This is a genomic window from Kitasatospora sp. NPDC097691 (assembly GCF_040302665.1).
Classification (GTDB): Bacteria; Actinomycetota; Actinomycetes; order Streptomycetales; family Streptomycetaceae; genus Kitasatospora.
The window spans coordinates 140,221-156,703 of the sequence record NZ_JBEORY010000006.1 but is presented as its reverse complement, the minus strand read 5'-3'; the positions used below and the strand labels follow the sequence as shown (position 1 = coordinate 156,703).

Below are 16,483 nucleotides of genomic sequence, written 5' to 3'. Positions count from 1 at the left end.
GGGTGAAGGAAGGCCGAACGCTCGCCGTCGGACCGGTGTGCGGGCGCCCGGTGGCAGCCTCGGGGTCCGATGTGTGGGGTGTGGTGCGCCGGAACCGGTCGGTCCCGGCGCACCACATCGCCGTCCTCCCGCCGCGCCCTCATCCCGCGGCGCGACGGGTCAGTGAGCGGTCAGACCTTCGCTTCCCGCCGCGATTCGGCGACCGCGAGGCCGGCGATGGCCGTGAGCATCAGCACCGTGCCGATGACCGTGGCCGCGGTGAGCCGCTCGCCGAGGAGCAGTACGGCGAGCACCGCCGCGCCGACCGGCTCGATGAGCATCACCACCGACGCCGTGGCGGCCCGGACGGCACCCGCCCCGGCGAAGTACAGCGGGTAGGCAACTGCCGTGGTGACCGTGGCGACGTAGAGCATCAGCAGCACGACATGGCCCGGCTGGGCGGTGTGCGGCACGAGGCCCTCGACCCAGGCGAACGGCAGCAGGACGGCCGCGCCGACGGCGAAGGACCCCACCGTCAGGGTGTACGGGTCCTCACCGTCGCCATGCCGTCCGGTCCACCGGCCGAGGACGTTGGAGACGGTGAACCCCGCGGCGGACAGCAGGGCCATCCCCACGCCGAAGGGGTGGACGGCGTCGGCGGCCCGGTTGCCCAGCACCAGAACGGCGAGGCCGGTCAGCGCTCCGGCGACCGCGAGCAGCCCGGCCGGTCCGGTGCGCTCGCCCAGGAACACGCGTCCGGCGGCCGCCGTGAGCACCGGGGCCGCCCCGAGTGTGACGATGGTGCCGACGGCCAGCCCGGTGTCCTGCACGGCGGCGAAGTAGGCGGTCTGAAAGACCGCCACGCCGACGCCGGTGCCCGTGAACAGCAGCACACGGCGGCCCGAGGGCCGCGGCATCCTGCGCGTGTCGCGGGCGCGCCCGAAGGCACGGGCCGACCGGACAACGCGGGCGGGCCGGAAGACGCGGGCGGGCCGGACAACGCGGGCGGGCCGGAAGACGCGGGCCGCGAGCAGCAGCGCCACGCCGGTCAGGAGGCGCCAGAACGAGACGGCCACGGGTCCGAAGTCACTGGACCGGTAGACGATGTCCACGGCGGGTCCGGTGGTACCCCAGGTGAGGCCGGCGAACGCCAGGTAGGCGAGGCCGCGGCGCACGGAGCGTGACGCCGTCACGGGGGCAGGGGTCGATGCCACAGCAGTTTTCGACACGGAGGATTCTCCAGACGGAGCAGATGGTCGTGGTCTCGCGTCTGCGGGGCACGACCGATCAGCGCGTCGCGGCCCACGGCCCACCTACGCGCCGGTGTCGACGGCGACCCGCCTCAGAGGGCGGGCGGCGGGAGAACTGCTGCAAAAGGCACGATCCCCACCGTACGCCATCCGGGGCAAGGCCCCCCTCGTGATTCTTCGGGCGCCTGCGCCCGACCGAGGCCCGCTGGGCGGCCCCGCCCGCACCACACGCGCTGTACTCTTCCCGTCGAGAAATGACGGGGGCGAGGGGTACCGATGGAGCAAACGACCGAGCACACGACGGCACACGCGACGACGCCTGACGGGGTCCGGATCGCCTACCAGGTCCGCGGCGCGGGGGCACCGCTCCTTCTGCTGGCCGGCCAGGCGAACAACCACCACTGGTGGGACGGCGTGCGCGACGACTTCCACGCCGTCCGCAGCACCATCACCCTCGACTACCGCGGTACGGGGGAGAGCGACAAGCCCGACAGGCCCTACAGCACCGAGGTCTTCGCGCGGGACGCGATCGCCGTGCTCGACGAACTCGGCATCGACCGGGCCGACGTCTACGGCACCTCGATGGGCGGGCGCGTGGCCCAGCAGCTCGCCACCCGCCACCCGAACCGGGTGGGCGCCCTGGTGCTCGGCTGCACCTCGCCCGGAGGCCCGCACGGCGTCGAACGCGACAACGATGTGCGCAGGTCACTGGCGCAACCCGCCCCGGCGGCGGCCCGGCAGGCCCTCCTCGAACTCATGTACACCCCGGACTGGCTCGCGACCCGTCCGGGCCCCCACCACACGCTCGGCGACCCGGGCATGCCCGCCCACGCCCGGCGCCACCACCTCACGGCCAGCAACCGGCACGACGCGTGGGACCTCCTGCCGGGCATCGGCACACCCACCCTCGTCGTGCACGGAAGCGACGACCTGCTCAACCCCGCGGCCAACGCGCCCCTGCTCGCCCACCGGATCCCCGGCGCCCGACTGCATCTGATCCCCGGCGCACGGCACGCCTACTTCGAGGAGTTCCGCGCCGTCGCGAGCCCGCTCGTCCTGGACTTCCTCACCACCGCGCGGCCTGCCTGAGGTCCTCCGGTCCGGCGGATCGCGGTCGCAGCCGGAAGGCAGAATCCGCGCCATGGACGAGCACAACGCCGAGAAACGAGGACAGGTGGTGGTCGCGGGTGTTCGAGGAGGTCGAGCTGGGCGTCCTGGGCCCCGAATGACGGGGCCGAGCCCCACTTCCTGAGCCCTTGACCCTAGGCCCTTGGCCCCTGGGCCGCCGTCGGATCGAGACCACGGTGACGCCGACGGTGACGACGTCAGCCCGCCTGTCGCCGCCCGGGTGGGTCGAGGTGGGCACCCCCGTCAGGGCTGGGCGCCTCGCTCGGCGGTGTCGAACGCGGGTGCGAGCGGAGCCAGTGCGGCGCGGAGCTGGTCGGGCAGTGAGCCGGAGGGGACGACCAGTCCTCCGGCACCGAGACTCCCGGCGGCCTCTGCAGCCTCTGCGTTCCCGGCGCTCCCGGCGCTCCCGGCGCTCCCGGCCGGCCGGAGCCAGCTTTCCAGCGCGATGCGCACCGCCGCAGCCACGCTTGCCGCGAGGACGCGGGCCGTGTGCACTCCCGTGTCACCCAGGCGTTCGGCGATCACCGCCGTGAGCGGGATCTCGATGCCGGCGGTGGAGTCGAGGAAGGCGTCACGCAGCGCGGTCCGGGTGGTGATCAGCAGCAACGCCCGGGGGTCGTGCCCACCGGTGTCCGTGTACTGCTCGACCACTGCTTCGGTGACGGCGTCGGCCAGGCGCACTCCTGCGGGCCGGGCCGCGACCGCCTCCGCGATCCGCGCCTCCCGGTCCGCGGTGACGGCGGAGACGATCGCCTGCTCACGGCTGGCGAAGTAGTTGTTGTAGGTGCGCGGTGAGACCCCGGCCGCCTCGGCGATGTCCTCGACCCGCACCTGGTCCGGTCCTCGCTCCACGGCCAGGCGCAGGGCCGCTTCGCGTAGCACCGCACGCGTGGCCTGCTTCTTCCGCTCCCGCAGCCCTGCCGATGGTGGTGTCGTCACGGTGCCAGCGTTCCATACGAGTTGCGCGCACGCAAACTTACGTGCTTGCAATTTTGCGTGTACGCAATCTTGCGTGCGCGCAGCTTTTCTGCCAGCCTCGACCCCACCGGGCCCCGACCGAGGCCCGACAGAGAGGACGGGCACCGTGCGAGCACGAGGAATGACCTACGACACCGGATTCGTCGTTCACGGCCGGACATCCCGCGAGAACCTCGACCCCGCAGTGGTCCGGCGCGAACTCGCCATCATCCGCGACGACCTGCACTGCAACGCGGTCCAGATCATCGGCGGCGACCCGGAGCGACTGGAGCTGGCCGCCCGCACCGCCGCAGAGCTCGGCCTGGAGGTCTGGTTCTCGCCCTATCCGCTGGAGCTGGACCCGGAGCAGATCCTCGCGCTCTTCCGCGACTGCGCCGAGCTCGCGGAACGGCTCCGGCAGCAGGGGGCCACGGTCGTGTTCGTCGCAGGGGTCGAGCTGAGCGTGATGAACCGCGGGTTCCTGCCCGGGGGGAGCCCCGAGGAACGGGTCGAGCAGCTGATGAGCCGACCCGAGCGACGGGCGGACGCGATGCGCGAGCTCGGGGTGCGCATCAACGCGTTCCTCCACGAGGCCGCAGCCACGGTCCGCGAGCGTTTCGGGGGCAGGCTCACCTACGCCTCCATCCAGTTCGAGCAGGTCGACTGGACCCCCTTCGACATCGCGACCTTCGAGCTGATCCGCTCCGCCGAGGTCGCCGACCGGTTCCGGGAAGCGGTGCGCACCCTGGCCCAGGGCCCGAAGCCGCTCGCCATCACCGGGTTCGGCACCGCGGCCTACCGCGGTGCGGGAGACCGCGGCGGGCGAGTACTGGAAGTGGTCGAGCACGACCCGGAGACCAAGGCCCCTGTACGGCTGAACGGCATATACGAGCGTGACGAGGCCGGTCAGGCCGCATATCTGAGCGAACTGCTGGAGATCTTCGAGACCGAGGGCGTGGACAGCGCGTTCGTGTTCCTGTTCGCCCTGCCCGGCTACCCGCACCGCCCGGACGGCGACCCCAGGGACGACCTGGACCGGGCCGGCCTCGGCATCGTCAGACTCCTCGAAGGGCGCCGGGGGCAGACCTACCCCGACATGGAATGGGAACCCAAGGCCGCCTTCGCGGCCGTGGCGCAGCGGTACCGGAGGTGACACCCCGGGCGTGGACCGCGACCTGAGGCGCTGTCATGCACCAAGGGCGGGTCGGGTTCGACGGTCGCCGCGCGGGCGGTGGGGTTCCCGGCTGTCTTCACAGGCCGACGCCGCCGGTGACGTCGATCGTGGTGCCGGTGATCCAGCGGGCGTCGTCGGAGGCAAGGAAGGCGACGGCATCGGCGATGTCCGGCACCCGGCCGATCCGGCCGAGCGCGGTCAGGCCGATGTTGCGCTCCAGGTTCGCCGGGTCGGCCAGCACCTCGGCGGTCATGTCGGTGCGGGTGAATCCGACGGCGACGGAGTTCACCGTGATCCCGCGGGGACCGAGGTGCTTGGCCAGGGTGCGGCTGAACACGTCGAGCGCGCCCTTGGTGAGCGGGTAGCCGATGCCGTGGGCGGAGGCGATGCGGGTGGAGACCGACGAGATGTTGATGATCCGGCCGCCGTCGCGCAGCCGCGGCAGCAGCCGCTGGGTGAGGAAGAACGGTGCCTTGATGTTGACCGCGACCATCCGGTCGAACTCCTCCGGGGTGAGGACCTCGATCGGTCGCCCCATGAGATTGAGTCCCGCGTTGTGCACGAGGACGTCGATCGTCGATTCCCCGTGTGCGCGCAGTCCGGCCTCCAGCCCGGCCACGAGCATGTCCACGTCGCCGGGAACGCCCAGTTCGGAGCCCACGACGAACGCCCGGCCGCCGGCAGAGGCAATGGTCGCGGCGGTCTCCTCGGCCGCCGACGCGTTGCTGCCGTAGTGCACGGCGACCAGGGCGCCGTCCCGGGCCAGGCGTTCGGCGATCCCGCGTCCGATGCCCCGGCTGCTGCCGGTGACCAGTGCGACTTTCCCGCTGAGGTCTCCCATGTCCGCTCCTCGATCGTGGCCGGTGACACTCTCCGAACAGAGTAATAAGGATAGGCTTACCTAACTAGCCCCTCTGTCTCATGCGGAACAGGGGCCGTTGGCGGAGGCGTACTCGTCCGCGACGGTGAACACGCTGGCACAACGCGGACACTCGGCCTTGCCGAAGAGGTGGGCGATCCCGTCGGCGAGCTGCGATTGCCCGTCACGGACGGCGGTCTCGTACATCCACCGCCCGACGCCGGAGAGCTCTTCGCGAAGCGCCGGACGCGGGTCGCGCCGGTCCACGTCTCCAGGCCGATCATCCCGGGACAAAACGGGCAGGCATCCGGCGCCCACCGATTTTCCGCGGAAAATCGATCCGCACCGCTCACGACGCCGATGCGGGCACGGCCATGGGTACCGGCTCACGCGGACTCGAACGTGATGACCGCGTCGCCGGCAGCGGCGGCCCCGGCGAAGAAGGCCTTCAGCTCGCGCAAGTCCGCAGCCAGGGCCCTGGACCACTTCTCGCTCCACGGGGTGGCGAAACCGAGGGACACGACCTCCGCCGCCAGTGCGGCATCGGACGCGGCCACCAGGTCGTCGACGTCCACGCCGGCCAGGAAGGCCGACGCCGTCCGCACCTCGTCGGGCCGGAGCACCAACACCCTCCACTCGCGGCGCGAGTCGCTGCCAGGGTCTCCCTCGGTCTCGACCCGCTCCTCACCACCGAACACCGGCAGCTGCGCCGCCGTCGCATCAGCACCCGCACCGCCGGACGCCCCGGTGAGAGCAACGTGTATCAGGTAGCCGTTGCGCCCCACCCCAAGCACCTCACCGGCCGCGCTGAGAGACCCGAACTCGCTGTCGAACCAGTGCGGGATCAGCCCGACGAGCGCCTTCGGCGACAGCTCGTCCAGGGACCGCTCGGCCACCCGCCGCCAGAAGAAATCCACGCTCATCCCCCGCACCCGTCCGCCCTCGGCACTCGGCACTCGTCGTACCGACAGGCTAGGGGCGACCACTGACAATCCGGTCCCGCACCGACGCCAGGACCCCACCCCGCACCCCATGTCGTTCGTCGACGCCCTGGCCACCCCTCCCGGTTGCAGTACGACTCGACCTCATGGCGGGGGACTCGGTCCGTCCAGCAGGACGGTCAGCTCCCGGTTCCGATCGCCGGTCGCCGGTCGTCAGCACCATCACGCCCAGCCTGACGCCCATCCGCGGAGGTCCTTCCGTCGATCGGGTCGGGCGACCCTCACCCTGCGGGATCCGCAGGAACAACGACCGCGAGGCGGGGAGGTCACGCATCTCCCGGAAAACTCTTCGGTCGCTCCCCCGGGCGGCAGCGACCGAAGAGCGACGGACGGGTCCCAGCCGGTTCGGTCGCTGTCCGGTCGCTGCGTCCTTCAACCCGTGGTCAGAGTCGCTTCGGTCGCTGCGAGCGTCAGATGTTTCCTGCCCCGGCGGTAAGAGGCCTGGTGGGAGAGGTCGTCCTGCTGCTCCCCCCACCGGAAGACGCCCGAGCGACCGTAGCTACTGAAGCGACCGAAGCGACTCAACGAAGGGACTTGTCCTGCACAGCCACGGCCACGCGGGGCGGCCCACGCGGGGGCTGAGTCGTACCGCCACCGGCGGGCAAGCGACCGAAGCGACTCAAGCGACCGAACCTTGGACCTTCCTGCGTCTCCGGTACGGTCCTGGCGGGCGCGACACGCCGAGCTACCGGGCCGAAGAGACTCGGTAGCTTTGGTCGCTGAGCTTCAGTCGCTGGATAAAACCCCAGGTCAGAGGCGCTTCACCCACTCCCGCAGCGACCGAAGCGACTCAAGGTTGGGTATATGAAGACATTCCTGTGTGCGTGTGCGCGTTATAGACCCGGGCTACAGTCGCTTCAGTCGCTGTTTGGCTTGAAAACCGGCTTTGACCTGGGAAAATGTCACCGGACCCAAAACAGCGACCGAAGTGGCTCGGTCGCTCCCCCGGGTTTGGGTAGCTGAGTTTCCCCGCAAGGGACGCCACTCCGGGTGCGTACGTGCTCGCTCGGATAGTCTGTGTGAGCTATCTTCTGGACTTCAGTCGCTTCAGTCGCTGATCCGGCGCTCACCAATGCCCTGACCTGGCTTTTTGCCGTCAGCGACTGAACGAGCGACTCAACACCGGGCAGCTACCGAGCGACTGAAGCTACTGAAGCAGCTACTGAACCAAGGGGGAGGGACCAGCGTGACGGCGCCGCAGGCCGTGGGGAGCGACCGAACGGGCCGCCAGCCGGATGCGCTGGCCGTTGCCCGCTGGTGCGCGGCTCAGGGCTGGCCGGTCCACCCGCTGGCTCCCGGGCGCAAGACGCCGCCCGCCAACTGTCAGCCCTGTCAGGAGTCCCCGCACTCCCCCAGCGACTGTGCCTGTCCCGGCTTCGGTCGCTGGTGTCACGGCTTCCACGCCGCCACCGTCGACCAGGACGTCATCACCGCCTGGTGGCGCTCCAATCCGGACTTCGGCACCGGTGTCGCCTGCGGTCCCTCGGGCCTGGTCGTCATCGACGTCGACAGCCACCCCGGCACCGTCCCCGCCCGGGACCGGATCCTGCCCGGCATCCCCATCCACGAGCACGTCGACCTCGACGGCCTGGAGAACGGCTACCACACGCTGGCCCTGCTCGCCGCTCTCCGTCGCGCCCCCGACCCGGCAGAGGACACCTCCACACTGCGCGTCCGTACGCCCTCCGGCGGCCTGCACATCTGGTACCTGGACGACGAGCACCAGCGCTTCACCTGCTCCACCGGCTCCTCCAGCGGACGGGCCCTGGCCTGGCAGGTCGACATCCGGGCGCACGGCGGCTACATCGTCGCTCCCGGCACCACCACGAGCGTCGGCACCTACACCGCCCTGCCCGGCGCCACGGTCCCGGCGCCCCTCCCCCGGTGGCTCGCCGAGGAGCTCGTCCGCACCGGGCACCTCAAGGACAGGCCGGAGGCCCGTTCGGCTGTCCCGGCCCCCTCCCCCGTGCCCGACCGTGCCCGCCAGGCCGTGGTGGCCGCAGGCGGCGGGAAGCGCGGAGCCGAACGCGTCCTCGACACCGTCCTACAGGACGTGACCGACTGTGCCACCACGCCCGAGGGCGCCGGCTTCACCGGCAAGCTCAACCGCGCCGCCTACACCGTCGGAGGCCTCGTCTCCGCCGGACACCTGACTCACACCGCCGCCGAGCAGCTGCTCCTCGATGCCGCTCGCACTGCCCGGCCCACCCAGGACCGGCACAGCTCCGCAGTCATCCGCTCCGGCCTCGCTGCCGGCGCCCGGCAGCCCCTGCACATCGGGAAGGCCCGCGGATGACCGACAGCACCCGCAAGAGGACGGTCTTCGACCCCGTGGCCGCAGCCCAGCAGATCCTGGCGTACCCGCCGGTCCCCGGTCCCTCGCAGGCCCCCTGGCACGGCGCCGCCGTCCAGGACAGCCTGCTCGACGACCCCGCCGAGACCGCCCAGCCGCCGGTGCAGCCCGGGCAGGCGGAGCAGTCAGCGCAGCCCTTCCACGGGGCCCCCGCGCGGAAGGCACCGGGCCCCCAGGCCGCCCAGCACGCCGAGACCTCCGGAGGCCCGCAGGCGAGCCCCCACGGCTTGCTTCCCGACTCCCTCTCCGACCGCGGCAACGCCAAGCTCTTCGTCCACCTCTACGGACGCGACTACCGCCACGTCCCCGGCATCGGCTGGTACCGCTGGTCCACCCACCGCTGGCAGCTCGACGAGGACGACACCGTCCTGTGGGCAGCCGGGGAGATGGCCGAGAGCATCGCCACCCACGACCCGCGCGGCCTCTACACCAACACCGACCTGCGCCGGCACCGCCGCCGAGCCCTGTCGACCTCCGGCATGAACGCCATGCTCGCCCAGGCGAAGTCCGCCCCCGGCATGGTCCTCAACGCCGCCCTCCTCGACGCCGACGCCTACGCCCTGTGCACCCCCGGCGGCGTCGTCGACCTGCGCACCGGCGCCATCGTCCCGCCCGACCCGAAGGTGCACCACCACTCCCGGTCCACCACCCTGGCCCCGGCCCGGATGCCCACCCCGCGCTGGAACCGCTTCCTCACCGACACCTTCGGCGACGACAAGGAAGGCCGCCAGACCCGCGACTTCCTCCACCTGCTGCTCGGCTACTCCATCAGCGGCGACGTCGGAGCCCAGGTCATGCCCTTCCTCTACGGGCAGGGCAAGAACGGCAAGTCCGTCCTCCTCGACGTCATGATCCAGCTGCTCGGCGACTACGCGGACGCGGCCCCGCCAGGCTTCCTCATGGCCAAGACCTTCGACGGCCACCCCACCGACCTCGCCGAGCTCCACGGCCGCCGCATCATCGTGTGCTCCGAGCTCAAGCCCGGCGACCGCTTCGACGAGGCCCGGGTCAAGCTGCTCACCGGCGGCGACAAGATCAAGGCCCGCCGGATGCGCCAGGACTTCTTCTCCTTCGAGCCCACCCACAAGCTCTGGCTGCTCGGCAACCACCGCCCCGAGGTGGGCACCGGCGGCTTCGCCTTCTGGCGCCGCATGCGCCTGATCCCGTTCGAACGGGTCGTCCCCGAGGAACGCAAGATCGACAACCTGGCGCACGTCCTCGTCGCCGAGGAGGGCCCCGGCATCCTCGCGTGGCTCATCGACGGTGCCCGCCGCTACTTCGCCGGCGAGAAGGACCTCGCGGGTCCCCAGCGCGTCCAGGTCGCCACCACCGCGTACGCGGAGACCGAGGACCACGTCGGCCGCTTCCTCAAGGAGGCATGCATCACAGGCGAGGGCATGCGCGCCGAACAATCCCAGCTCTTCGGCGCCTACACCCGTTGGTGCGGCTTCGAGGGCGCCAATCCCGTATCCGGGCGTGCCTTCGCCGCACGAGTCCGCGAGACACTGGGTATGACCTCTCCCAAGGAGATGGTCCTGTCCAACAGCCGCAAGTACTACCCGGGCATCGGCCTGATCACCGACGACACAGAGGAGCAGAACGCGTGAGCGCGCTGATCGACCCGGCCGAGCTCGCCCACGAAACCGACCTCGTCTGGCTGGAGGACACCTCCGACCTCGACTACGTCCGCCAGTCGCTGGACCGCCTCACCACGCGCCGCGGCCGCCCCGCCTACCACCGCGACGGCCGCATGGTCGGCTACGCGATCCTCGGCCCCGATGCCAAGTCCTCGCGGGCCTCCGGTACCTTCCGCCGGCGCGTGTTCTGGCTGCTGCCCCACGACCGCGACCAGGACCCGGACGGCCTGTACTCCACCGGCGCCCCCTCGGAGGCCGTCGACCCGCGCACCGTCGCCCCCGGAGTCAAGGGCTACAAGACCGAGCGCTCCGAGGGCGGCCCGGCTTCGCCGGCGATGCTGGAGCTGGGGATAACGCTTCCGAAGGCGTGAGGCCCCGGGCGTGAGGCCTGGAGCGTGAGCTCGGGGCCGGCCGCTGAACCCGGGGTGCCCGAGGTGCGCCCGGCCCGGGTGGCTAGCGGCCCTCGCGGTGCGGCTCCTCCTGGAGGACCGCCTGGCCCGCCAGCAGGCTCTCCAGGAACTGGCTGTGCCGGGCTGGCGCGCTGCTCCGGGCCTCCGGGGGGCGGGTGCGGAGCACCTGCGTCTGCTGCTCGGCCCGCTCGGCCTGCAGGGCCTGCTCGGCCCGCTCGGCCTGCTCGGCCTGCTCGGCCTGCAGGGCCCGGTTGGCTCGATTGGCCCGGCCGATCCGGTCGATCCGGTCGGCCTGCTCGGACCTCATGACGCCGAGGGCGTCGGCGAGGCCGGTCATCGACTGGTGAATCTCGACCTGGTCGGGGCGGACGGCGTCCGGCACCGGGGTGTGCGTGTCGGCGGAGGAGCCGGCTTCCGTGCCGTCCCGTCCGGCCCTTGCCGTCACGGCCGTGGCCCTGGCCTTGCCGGTGGTCCTGCTCGTGGCCGTGGCTGTGACCGCGGCCCCTGTCTCACGCGTCGCCGCTCCGCGCTTCGTCACGGTGCGCGCCGCCGCAGCGGGCACCTCCGTGGTGCGCGCTTCCGCAGCGCGCGCCTCCGCGGTGTGTGCCGCAGCCGTGCGCGCCGCCGCGGACTCCTCGCGCAGGCGGACCACCTCGGCCTCCAGCGCGGCCAGTCGCGCCCGCAGTTCGTCCAGTTCGCCCTGCTCGCCCATCTTCTCCACTGCCCAGAACCCTCCCCGGCCGCCGTTCACGGCCATTGACGTGCGGCTTCAGCCTAGTCAGCCAAGATCGTTCCCGTGCCCGCAGGCGTCCGACTGTCCGTCAGCGTGCATGACGGACCCGCCGCAGCCGTGGATCGAAATGCCGTTGAGCTCACGGCGGGCCGGCCGGAAGACTGCCGCCATGAGCTCTCGGCGCTTCGTCTTCCTCGACCCTGACGGCACCAGCGGGCGCGGTTGGTCGTCCGTGCTGGTCGAGGCGAAGACCGGGGTCGTCTATCAGCAGCAGTACGGCGGAACGGCCTGCCGTCAGGGCCGGATCGAGGGCTTCCTGGTACCGCTGTCCGGCCGCGACGAGCTGGACGCATTGCGCGAGCTCTTCGAGAAGCACTTCCGAGGTGCGGGCACCTGGAACCACGTCTGGCCGGATGACGAGCGGGAGCGGCTCCGGGACCTCATCGGAGCCGTCCGCTACTGGGCGTGCGACGGGACCACCGAGAAGCCGCACCCGCTGCGGCTGGACGAGAGCCGGATCGGCGACGCCGACGAGGCCTGGGTGCCGGTGATCACGCCGGACGGCCCCGGGGTACTGGTGTGGCTCAACTCGGACTGAGCGCGCCGATCAGCTGTCCGCTCCGAGCCGGAGGGCATCAGCGCCGCACGGATCAGGGTCACCGCGTCGGCTGAGCCAGGGCCTGGCGTGCAGCGTCGCGGACGTTCCCGTCCTCATCGGCCGTGAGTCGTTCGAGCGCGGCTCGGGCCTCGGGGGCGGGGCGTCGGGACAGCGTCCACGCCGCCCGGTACCGGACCTCGGGATCGGCGTCGCCGGTGCGGGCCACGAGGGCGTCGGTGACCGCCGCTTCGTGAGCCCCCCAGAGCGCCATGACTGCTGCTCTGCGGACCTCGGGCGCGGCATCGTATGTGCCGGCGATCAGGACGGCTCGGGCCGTCGAGGGATCGCCCGTGCCGAAGACGGTGCCAAGGGTGGTCATCGCGTGGGCGCGTACCGCAGGGTTCGGGTCGCGTGCCGCGTCGGCGATCAGCCCGAAGTACCTGGCCCCGCCGAAGTCGATGACCGTCAGGCCCCAGAGGCCCACCATCCGTGTCCCGGGGTCGTCGGAAGCGGCGCGTTCCAGCGCCAGTTCGAGCGAGGTCTCGGGCCATGCGGTGAAGAGCTTGAGCACGTCGAGCTGCAGCGTGGCCCCGTCGTCGTTGCGATCGGTCACCAACGCGCGCAGCAAGGCGGGCAGGGCGTCCCGGCCGCAGGCACCCGCCAGGGCGTGGGCGATCCGGTCCCGGGCGAAGCAGTCGTCCGCATCGACGAAGCGCGAGAGCCGTTGCTCCAGCTCCGGCCGCAGGAACGCGGCGGCGGGTGTCCGAAGTTCCTCCACCAGGGGCTCGCACCGACGGCGGGCGTCGTACCCGCGCTCGGTATCCGCGGCAAGCCGCGCATCCAACTCCCCCAGCGCGCGCTCCAGCGCCGCACGCTCCGTTGCCGTTTTCCCTGCCCCGCCAATCCCTGCCATGTGCCTCACCCTATGAGCGGGTGGTGCGGGGCTGCTGTACGGGTGGTGGCGGTGATGGTGGTGACGGAAATGGCCCAGCGCTCGTGGTCGTGAAGGTAGTCGTCGCCATGTGCCATCCGGCGATCACACGAACGAGCCGGCTCGGCATCGGCTGCTGCCGGACGCCATTGCGGGAGGAATGACCGACCCGTCAAACCATCACTCGCGCCCAGTCCGCCAGAAGTGAGAAGTCGTCCGTCGTCAGCCCGGTCTTCGGGTCGATGCGGTGGAGGAGCGCCGGGCCGTGGTGGTGGGCCTGGACCCAGCCGCGGTCCGCGTCCGTGATCTGGTCGTCGACCCAGGCGAACGGGCGGCCCTGCGCCCAGGCCACGATCTCCGGTGTCTTCCAGAACACGCCGCCGTCGGGCTGGGGACGCGGATCGGGCCACGTGATGACCGGCAGGGTGGGAAGCCCCAGGAGGGGTGAGAGGAAGGTGTTGGCCTCCTCCTCCCACGTCGTCGCCCACACCAGGTCGTACGGCAGGGCGGTGAGCGCCGGCCCGTGATCCGGGTTGAGCCAGACCCGCAGTGGCTTCGCCTGCTTGTTGGGAAGGCCCCACTCCCTGAGCCTGCGCTGCTCGGCCGCCTCCCACTGCGGGGTCATCAGCCGGTGCGTCTCGTAGCCCTCAGGCCTCCGGTACGGCTTCGCCGCAGTCGGATTCAGCGGCCCGTCCACGTCTATCAGCAGCATCGGCCGCATCAGGTCACCCCCGGAGATCGTCCCCGTACGGTAGCGGCCGACCTGCGCCGGGCCCAGCGGATTTCCTGGTGGCGTCGCGTCGTGCTCAGCTCTGGGGCCGCTCGGGCAACGATCTGCCGGGCCTCTCCCCCGCCGATGGCCAGAGTCGGTTCGCGGATCGGCCCGGACGATTTTCCGCGGAAAATTTCGGATCCCACGAGCCCCGGATCCGACCGTGCAACGGGGCGGTGGAGCGGGGGACGGGGGATCCCGGCAGAGTCTGGCAGGCCTCCGACCGTTCACCGACGTCGAGGAGTTCCAACCGCCGGAGGGCGACCGCGGGCAGTGCGTGAGCCTCACCCTCGACCCGGCGCACGTCGGGCCGAGCCGGGTGCGTTCGGCGGTGTCGACGGGCTCAGGATTTTCCGCGGAAAATTTCGAAGCGTGGAGAGCGCAGTGAGCGCGGACAGTCCGGCACTGCGTGCCGTCCGCGGCGCGCTGTCTCGCGGTCCGGCAACTGCCTTCGACGGCCCTTCCAGTGGTCCCGAATTTTCTGCGGAAAATTCTGAGCCGGAGTGGTCGGGACACACATGGGCCGCAGAGCGCGGGGGTCAGGACAACGGTTGCCCGCCGCAGCCGGTCTTGCCGACGCCACGCGGCGAGAACGTCATCGGGCCGATCCAGCCCCGGCGGACAAGAGCAATCTGGGAGGGCAGCGGGGTCACCGGGTCGAGCGCCCTTCCCCGGGACCAGTTCTCGAAGAGGCCCTGGGTGGTCTCGACGGCGGACACCACCATGGTCACCTGAAGGCCCCTGTCGTCCCAGGTGTTCCACAGAGCCCAGCCGTCCGGCCGTGGGTCGACACCGATTCGCGCGCACACTTCCTCATAGTCCTCGTCCATCCCGGCCGGCATGATCCCGGGCTTCAGCACAGTGGCGCCGACGAGCCGGACCAAGGGACGGTCCTCCTCCATGCAGCCGTCGCCTTCGAAGTGATAGCTGCGCAGGACACGGGCGAGCGCGTTGACGCTGCCTTGGAGAGATGTCGCGTCCTCCGGATCAGGCTCGTACGAGAGCCAGTCCTCGTTGGAGGCCTCGACGGTGACACGGTGGGCGAGACGCTCGATCTCCCGAAGGTAGTCCAGTTCGCTGAGCTCAGGTGTGGTCATGGCGAGCAGTCTCGCACCGGGGCACTTCCCGCAGACACGCGTTTTTCCTCGGTCGGCAGCGACCGGGGCTTGTGACGCAGCCCGGGGTGGCCGGGGCACTGTGCGCCTACCGAAGGCCTTGGCTGAGGCCGTGGCGACACTGGGATCCGTGATGAGCCGGGTGGGCTCGGTGCGGCTTCCGATCCGGCTGTGGGCAACTGGTCAGCTGACCGGGCATCTGTCCACTGATCCACAACTCGGAGCCGGTCCCCGATCCCCGGACCGTCTCGGATTTTCCGCGGAAAATTCCTCACGCGGATCGTGGCCACGTCTGGCGGACGCTGCCGCCGTCGTCTCCCGAGTCGAATCAACACCGTGGGCATCCACAGCTGGTTCGCCCGGTGTTCCATAGGTCAGGGCGAGTCTTTGGGCGGTCCCGATTTTCCGCGGAAAATTCGTCGCGCCGATTTGGGGGCACTCCGGGGCGGGGTGCCGTAGCTCCCCCGACGTCTGATGGTCGTGACGCAGGAGTAGCGGGCAGGCTCCGCACGCGTCTCGACAGGCACGTCGATCGAGGCGGTGGAGGGCGATGAAGCTGGTGTCGGAGACGCAGCCGGGGTCAGTGCTCGGGGTGTCCGCTTCGGTTGGATGACGTCGGACAGGTCTCGGAAGCCGGCCGTCCAGCCCTGCTCGATCAGTCTTCGGCGGGCCCGACGGTCGAGCCTCCACCCGGCGGCGATGGTGTTCCGTGGGTCGGGAACGGCGGGGTGGAGTCGCCGACCACCGGGGCGGGGCGACCGAGGATCGACTGGGCCTGGCTGTCGGTGAGTGGGCGGGGGAGGGGAGCTGCCGGCGAGCGCCAGGGCGGGACAGGGTGGCGGTGAGCAGCCCGACGGTCTCGCTCTCGCGGGCGCGCCACGCCACAGACTGCTGCCGGGCCGGGCGCCTTCCGCGGCTCTGGCGATCACCTCGGGCGACCCAGTCGCGAGCCACAGTGGCGAAGGCGTTCGCATCCCCAGTCTGGATTCGGAGCGTTCGTTGGTGGATCTGATCCTCGGGACGAACTCGTCAGTGTCGGAGTCGAACCCTGCGGCCCCGGTGCCGCGAGTAGGTCCACTCCGGGGCGTCGCACCCGGCATGGCCTGAGCAGCCACAGTCGGGCATCCCCGGAGTCGGCGTCACCCGGTCCGTGGCTCAACGATTTTCCGCGGAAAATTCGACAGGTCCTGGCGGCTGGGTCTGGACATGCAGTCAGGGCCGGGGGAGGCTTTCGATCATGGAGTCCGTCGAGCCGTTGTCCAAGGAAGAGCTGTCCGCGATCGAGCGGCGCGTTGCCGCCGCCTCTCCGGGGCCGTGGGTCGGCTGGATGGAGAGTCGGCACGGGATCGGTGGTACGAGCTTCATCCAGCTCAGCGCCGACGCAGACGAGGACGACGAGATCTACCTGACTCGCGTCACCGGCGGTCGCGAAGTCATCGGGGCAGACGCCCAGACCGACGCGGACATCGAATTCATCGCCGGCGCGCGACAGGACATGCCGCGTCTGATCAACGAGATCAGGCGGCTGCGGGCTGCGCTGAAGCGGGCGCATCCGGCTGACTGACACAGACGCCGGGTGTGTCTCA

The 16,483-nt window shown here is 71.0% G+C and carries 16 protein-coding genes; 7 read left to right on the top strand and 9 right to left on the bottom strand.

From position 1 onward, the window contains the following. Positions 1-170 precede the first annotated feature (170 nt). Positions 171-1,172 carry a DMT family transporter gene (locus tag ABTY56_RS06635; protein ID WP_350627217.1) on the bottom strand — a complete coding sequence of 334 codons (1,002 nt, stop codon included), beginning with the start codon at positions 1,170-1,172 and terminating at the stop codon, positions 171-173. A 333-nt stretch (positions 1,173-1,505) separates the two neighbouring features. Between ABTY56_RS06635 and ABTY56_RS06630 the strand changes: the two genes are divergently transcribed. Further along, complete coding sequence (locus ABTY56_RS06630; RefSeq protein ID WP_350627215.1) at positions 1,506-2,318, top strand: alpha/beta fold hydrolase; 813 nt, start codon at positions 1,506-1,508, stop codon at positions 2,316-2,318. A 282-nt stretch (positions 2,319-2,600) separates the two neighbouring features. Here ABTY56_RS06630 and ABTY56_RS06625 read toward each other — a convergent pair whose 3' ends face one another. Continuing rightward, positions 2,601-3,296, bottom strand: a complete 696-nt coding sequence (locus ABTY56_RS06625; RefSeq protein ID WP_350627213.1) for a TetR/AcrR family transcriptional regulator — start codon at positions 3,294-3,296, stop codon at positions 2,601-2,603. A gap of 160 nt (positions 3,297-3,456) precedes the next feature. Between ABTY56_RS06625 and ABTY56_RS06620 the strand changes: the two genes are divergently transcribed. Continuing rightward, positions 3,457-4,467 (top strand): glycoside hydrolase family 113 protein, encoded by a 1,011-nt coding sequence (locus tag ABTY56_RS06620; RefSeq protein WP_350627314.1) that lies wholly within the window; start codon positions 3,457-3,459, stop codon positions 4,465-4,467. A 97-nt stretch (positions 4,468-4,564) separates the two neighbouring features. Here ABTY56_RS06620 and ABTY56_RS06615 read toward each other — a convergent pair whose 3' ends face one another. The 3 genes from ABTY56_RS06615 to ABTY56_RS06605 form a co-directional block, all read right to left on the bottom strand. Beyond that, positions 4,565-5,329, bottom strand: a complete 765-nt coding sequence (locus ABTY56_RS06615) for an SDR family NAD(P)-dependent oxidoreductase (protein WP_350627211.1) — start codon at positions 5,327-5,329, stop codon at positions 4,565-4,567. Between the two features lie 78 nt (positions 5,330-5,407). Beyond that, positions 5,408-5,614 (bottom strand): hypothetical protein, encoded by a 207-nt coding sequence (locus tag ABTY56_RS06610; protein WP_350627209.1) that lies wholly within the window; start codon positions 5,612-5,614, stop codon positions 5,408-5,410. A 119-nt stretch (positions 5,615-5,733) separates the two neighbouring features. Beyond that, entirely contained in the window at positions 5,734-6,270 is a 537-nt protein-coding gene (locus ABTY56_RS06605) for a DUF1877 family protein (protein ID WP_350627207.1), read from the bottom strand. Between the two features lie 1,264 nt (positions 6,271-7,534). Between ABTY56_RS06605 and ABTY56_RS06600 the strand changes: the two genes are divergently transcribed. The 3 genes from ABTY56_RS06600 to ABTY56_RS06590 are packed head-to-tail and all read left to right on the top strand — an operon-like array spanning position 7,535 to position 10,709. Next, positions 7,535-8,644: a bifunctional DNA primase/polymerase gene (locus ABTY56_RS06600; protein WP_350627205.1), complete on the top strand. Its 1,110-nt coding sequence runs from the start codon at positions 7,535-7,537 to the stop codon at positions 8,642-8,644. Further along, complete coding sequence (locus ABTY56_RS06595; RefSeq protein ID WP_350627203.1) at positions 8,641-10,308, top strand: DNA primase family protein; 1,668 nt, start codon at positions 8,641-8,643, stop codon at positions 10,306-10,308. Before ABTY56_RS06600 ends, ABTY56_RS06595 begins: the two co-directional genes overlap by 4 nt. Further along, positions 10,305-10,709, top strand: a complete 405-nt coding sequence (locus tag ABTY56_RS06590; RefSeq protein ID WP_030240262.1) for a DUF6009 family protein — start codon at positions 10,305-10,307, stop codon at positions 10,707-10,709. The genes ABTY56_RS06595 and ABTY56_RS06590 overlap by 4 nt, the downstream gene beginning before the upstream one ends. An 82-nt stretch (positions 10,710-10,791) precedes the next feature. On the opposite strand, the gene ABTY56_RS06585 is transcribed toward ABTY56_RS06590, so the two are convergent. Continuing rightward, positions 10,792-11,469, bottom strand: coding sequence for a hypothetical protein (locus tag ABTY56_RS06585; protein ID WP_350627201.1), 678 nt, complete (start codon positions 11,467-11,469; stop codon positions 10,792-10,794). 181 nt (positions 11,470-11,650) lie between these two features. Between ABTY56_RS06585 and ABTY56_RS06580 the strand changes: the two genes are divergently transcribed. Beyond that, complete coding sequence (locus ABTY56_RS06580) at positions 11,651-12,079, top strand: DUF6210 family protein (RefSeq protein ID WP_350627199.1); 429 nt, start codon at positions 11,651-11,653, stop codon at positions 12,077-12,079. Between the two features lie 58 nt (positions 12,080-12,137). Here ABTY56_RS06580 and ABTY56_RS06575 read toward each other — a convergent pair whose 3' ends face one another. The 3 genes from ABTY56_RS06575 to ABTY56_RS06565 form a co-directional block, all read right to left on the bottom strand. Beyond that, positions 12,138-12,992, bottom strand: a complete 855-nt coding sequence (locus ABTY56_RS06575) for a HEAT repeat domain-containing protein (protein ID WP_350627197.1) — start codon at positions 12,990-12,992, stop codon at positions 12,138-12,140. A gap of 190 nt (positions 12,993-13,182) precedes the next feature. After that, positions 13,183-13,722 (bottom strand): HAD domain-containing protein, encoded by a 540-nt coding sequence (locus tag ABTY56_RS06570; RefSeq protein ID WP_350627195.1) that lies wholly within the window; start codon positions 13,720-13,722, stop codon positions 13,183-13,185. Positions 13,723-14,321: 599 nt separating this feature from the next. Continuing rightward, positions 14,322-14,879, bottom strand: coding sequence for a hypothetical protein (locus tag ABTY56_RS06565; RefSeq protein ID WP_350627193.1), 558 nt, complete (start codon positions 14,877-14,879; stop codon positions 14,322-14,324). A gap of 1,255 nt (positions 14,880-16,134) precedes the next feature. On the opposite strand from ABTY56_RS06565, the gene ABTY56_RS06560 reads away from it, so the two are divergent. Then, entirely contained in the window at positions 16,135-16,461 is a 327-nt protein-coding gene (locus ABTY56_RS06560; protein ID WP_350627191.1) for a hypothetical protein, read from the top strand. The last annotated feature ends 22 nt before the right edge of the window (positions 16,462-16,483 follow it).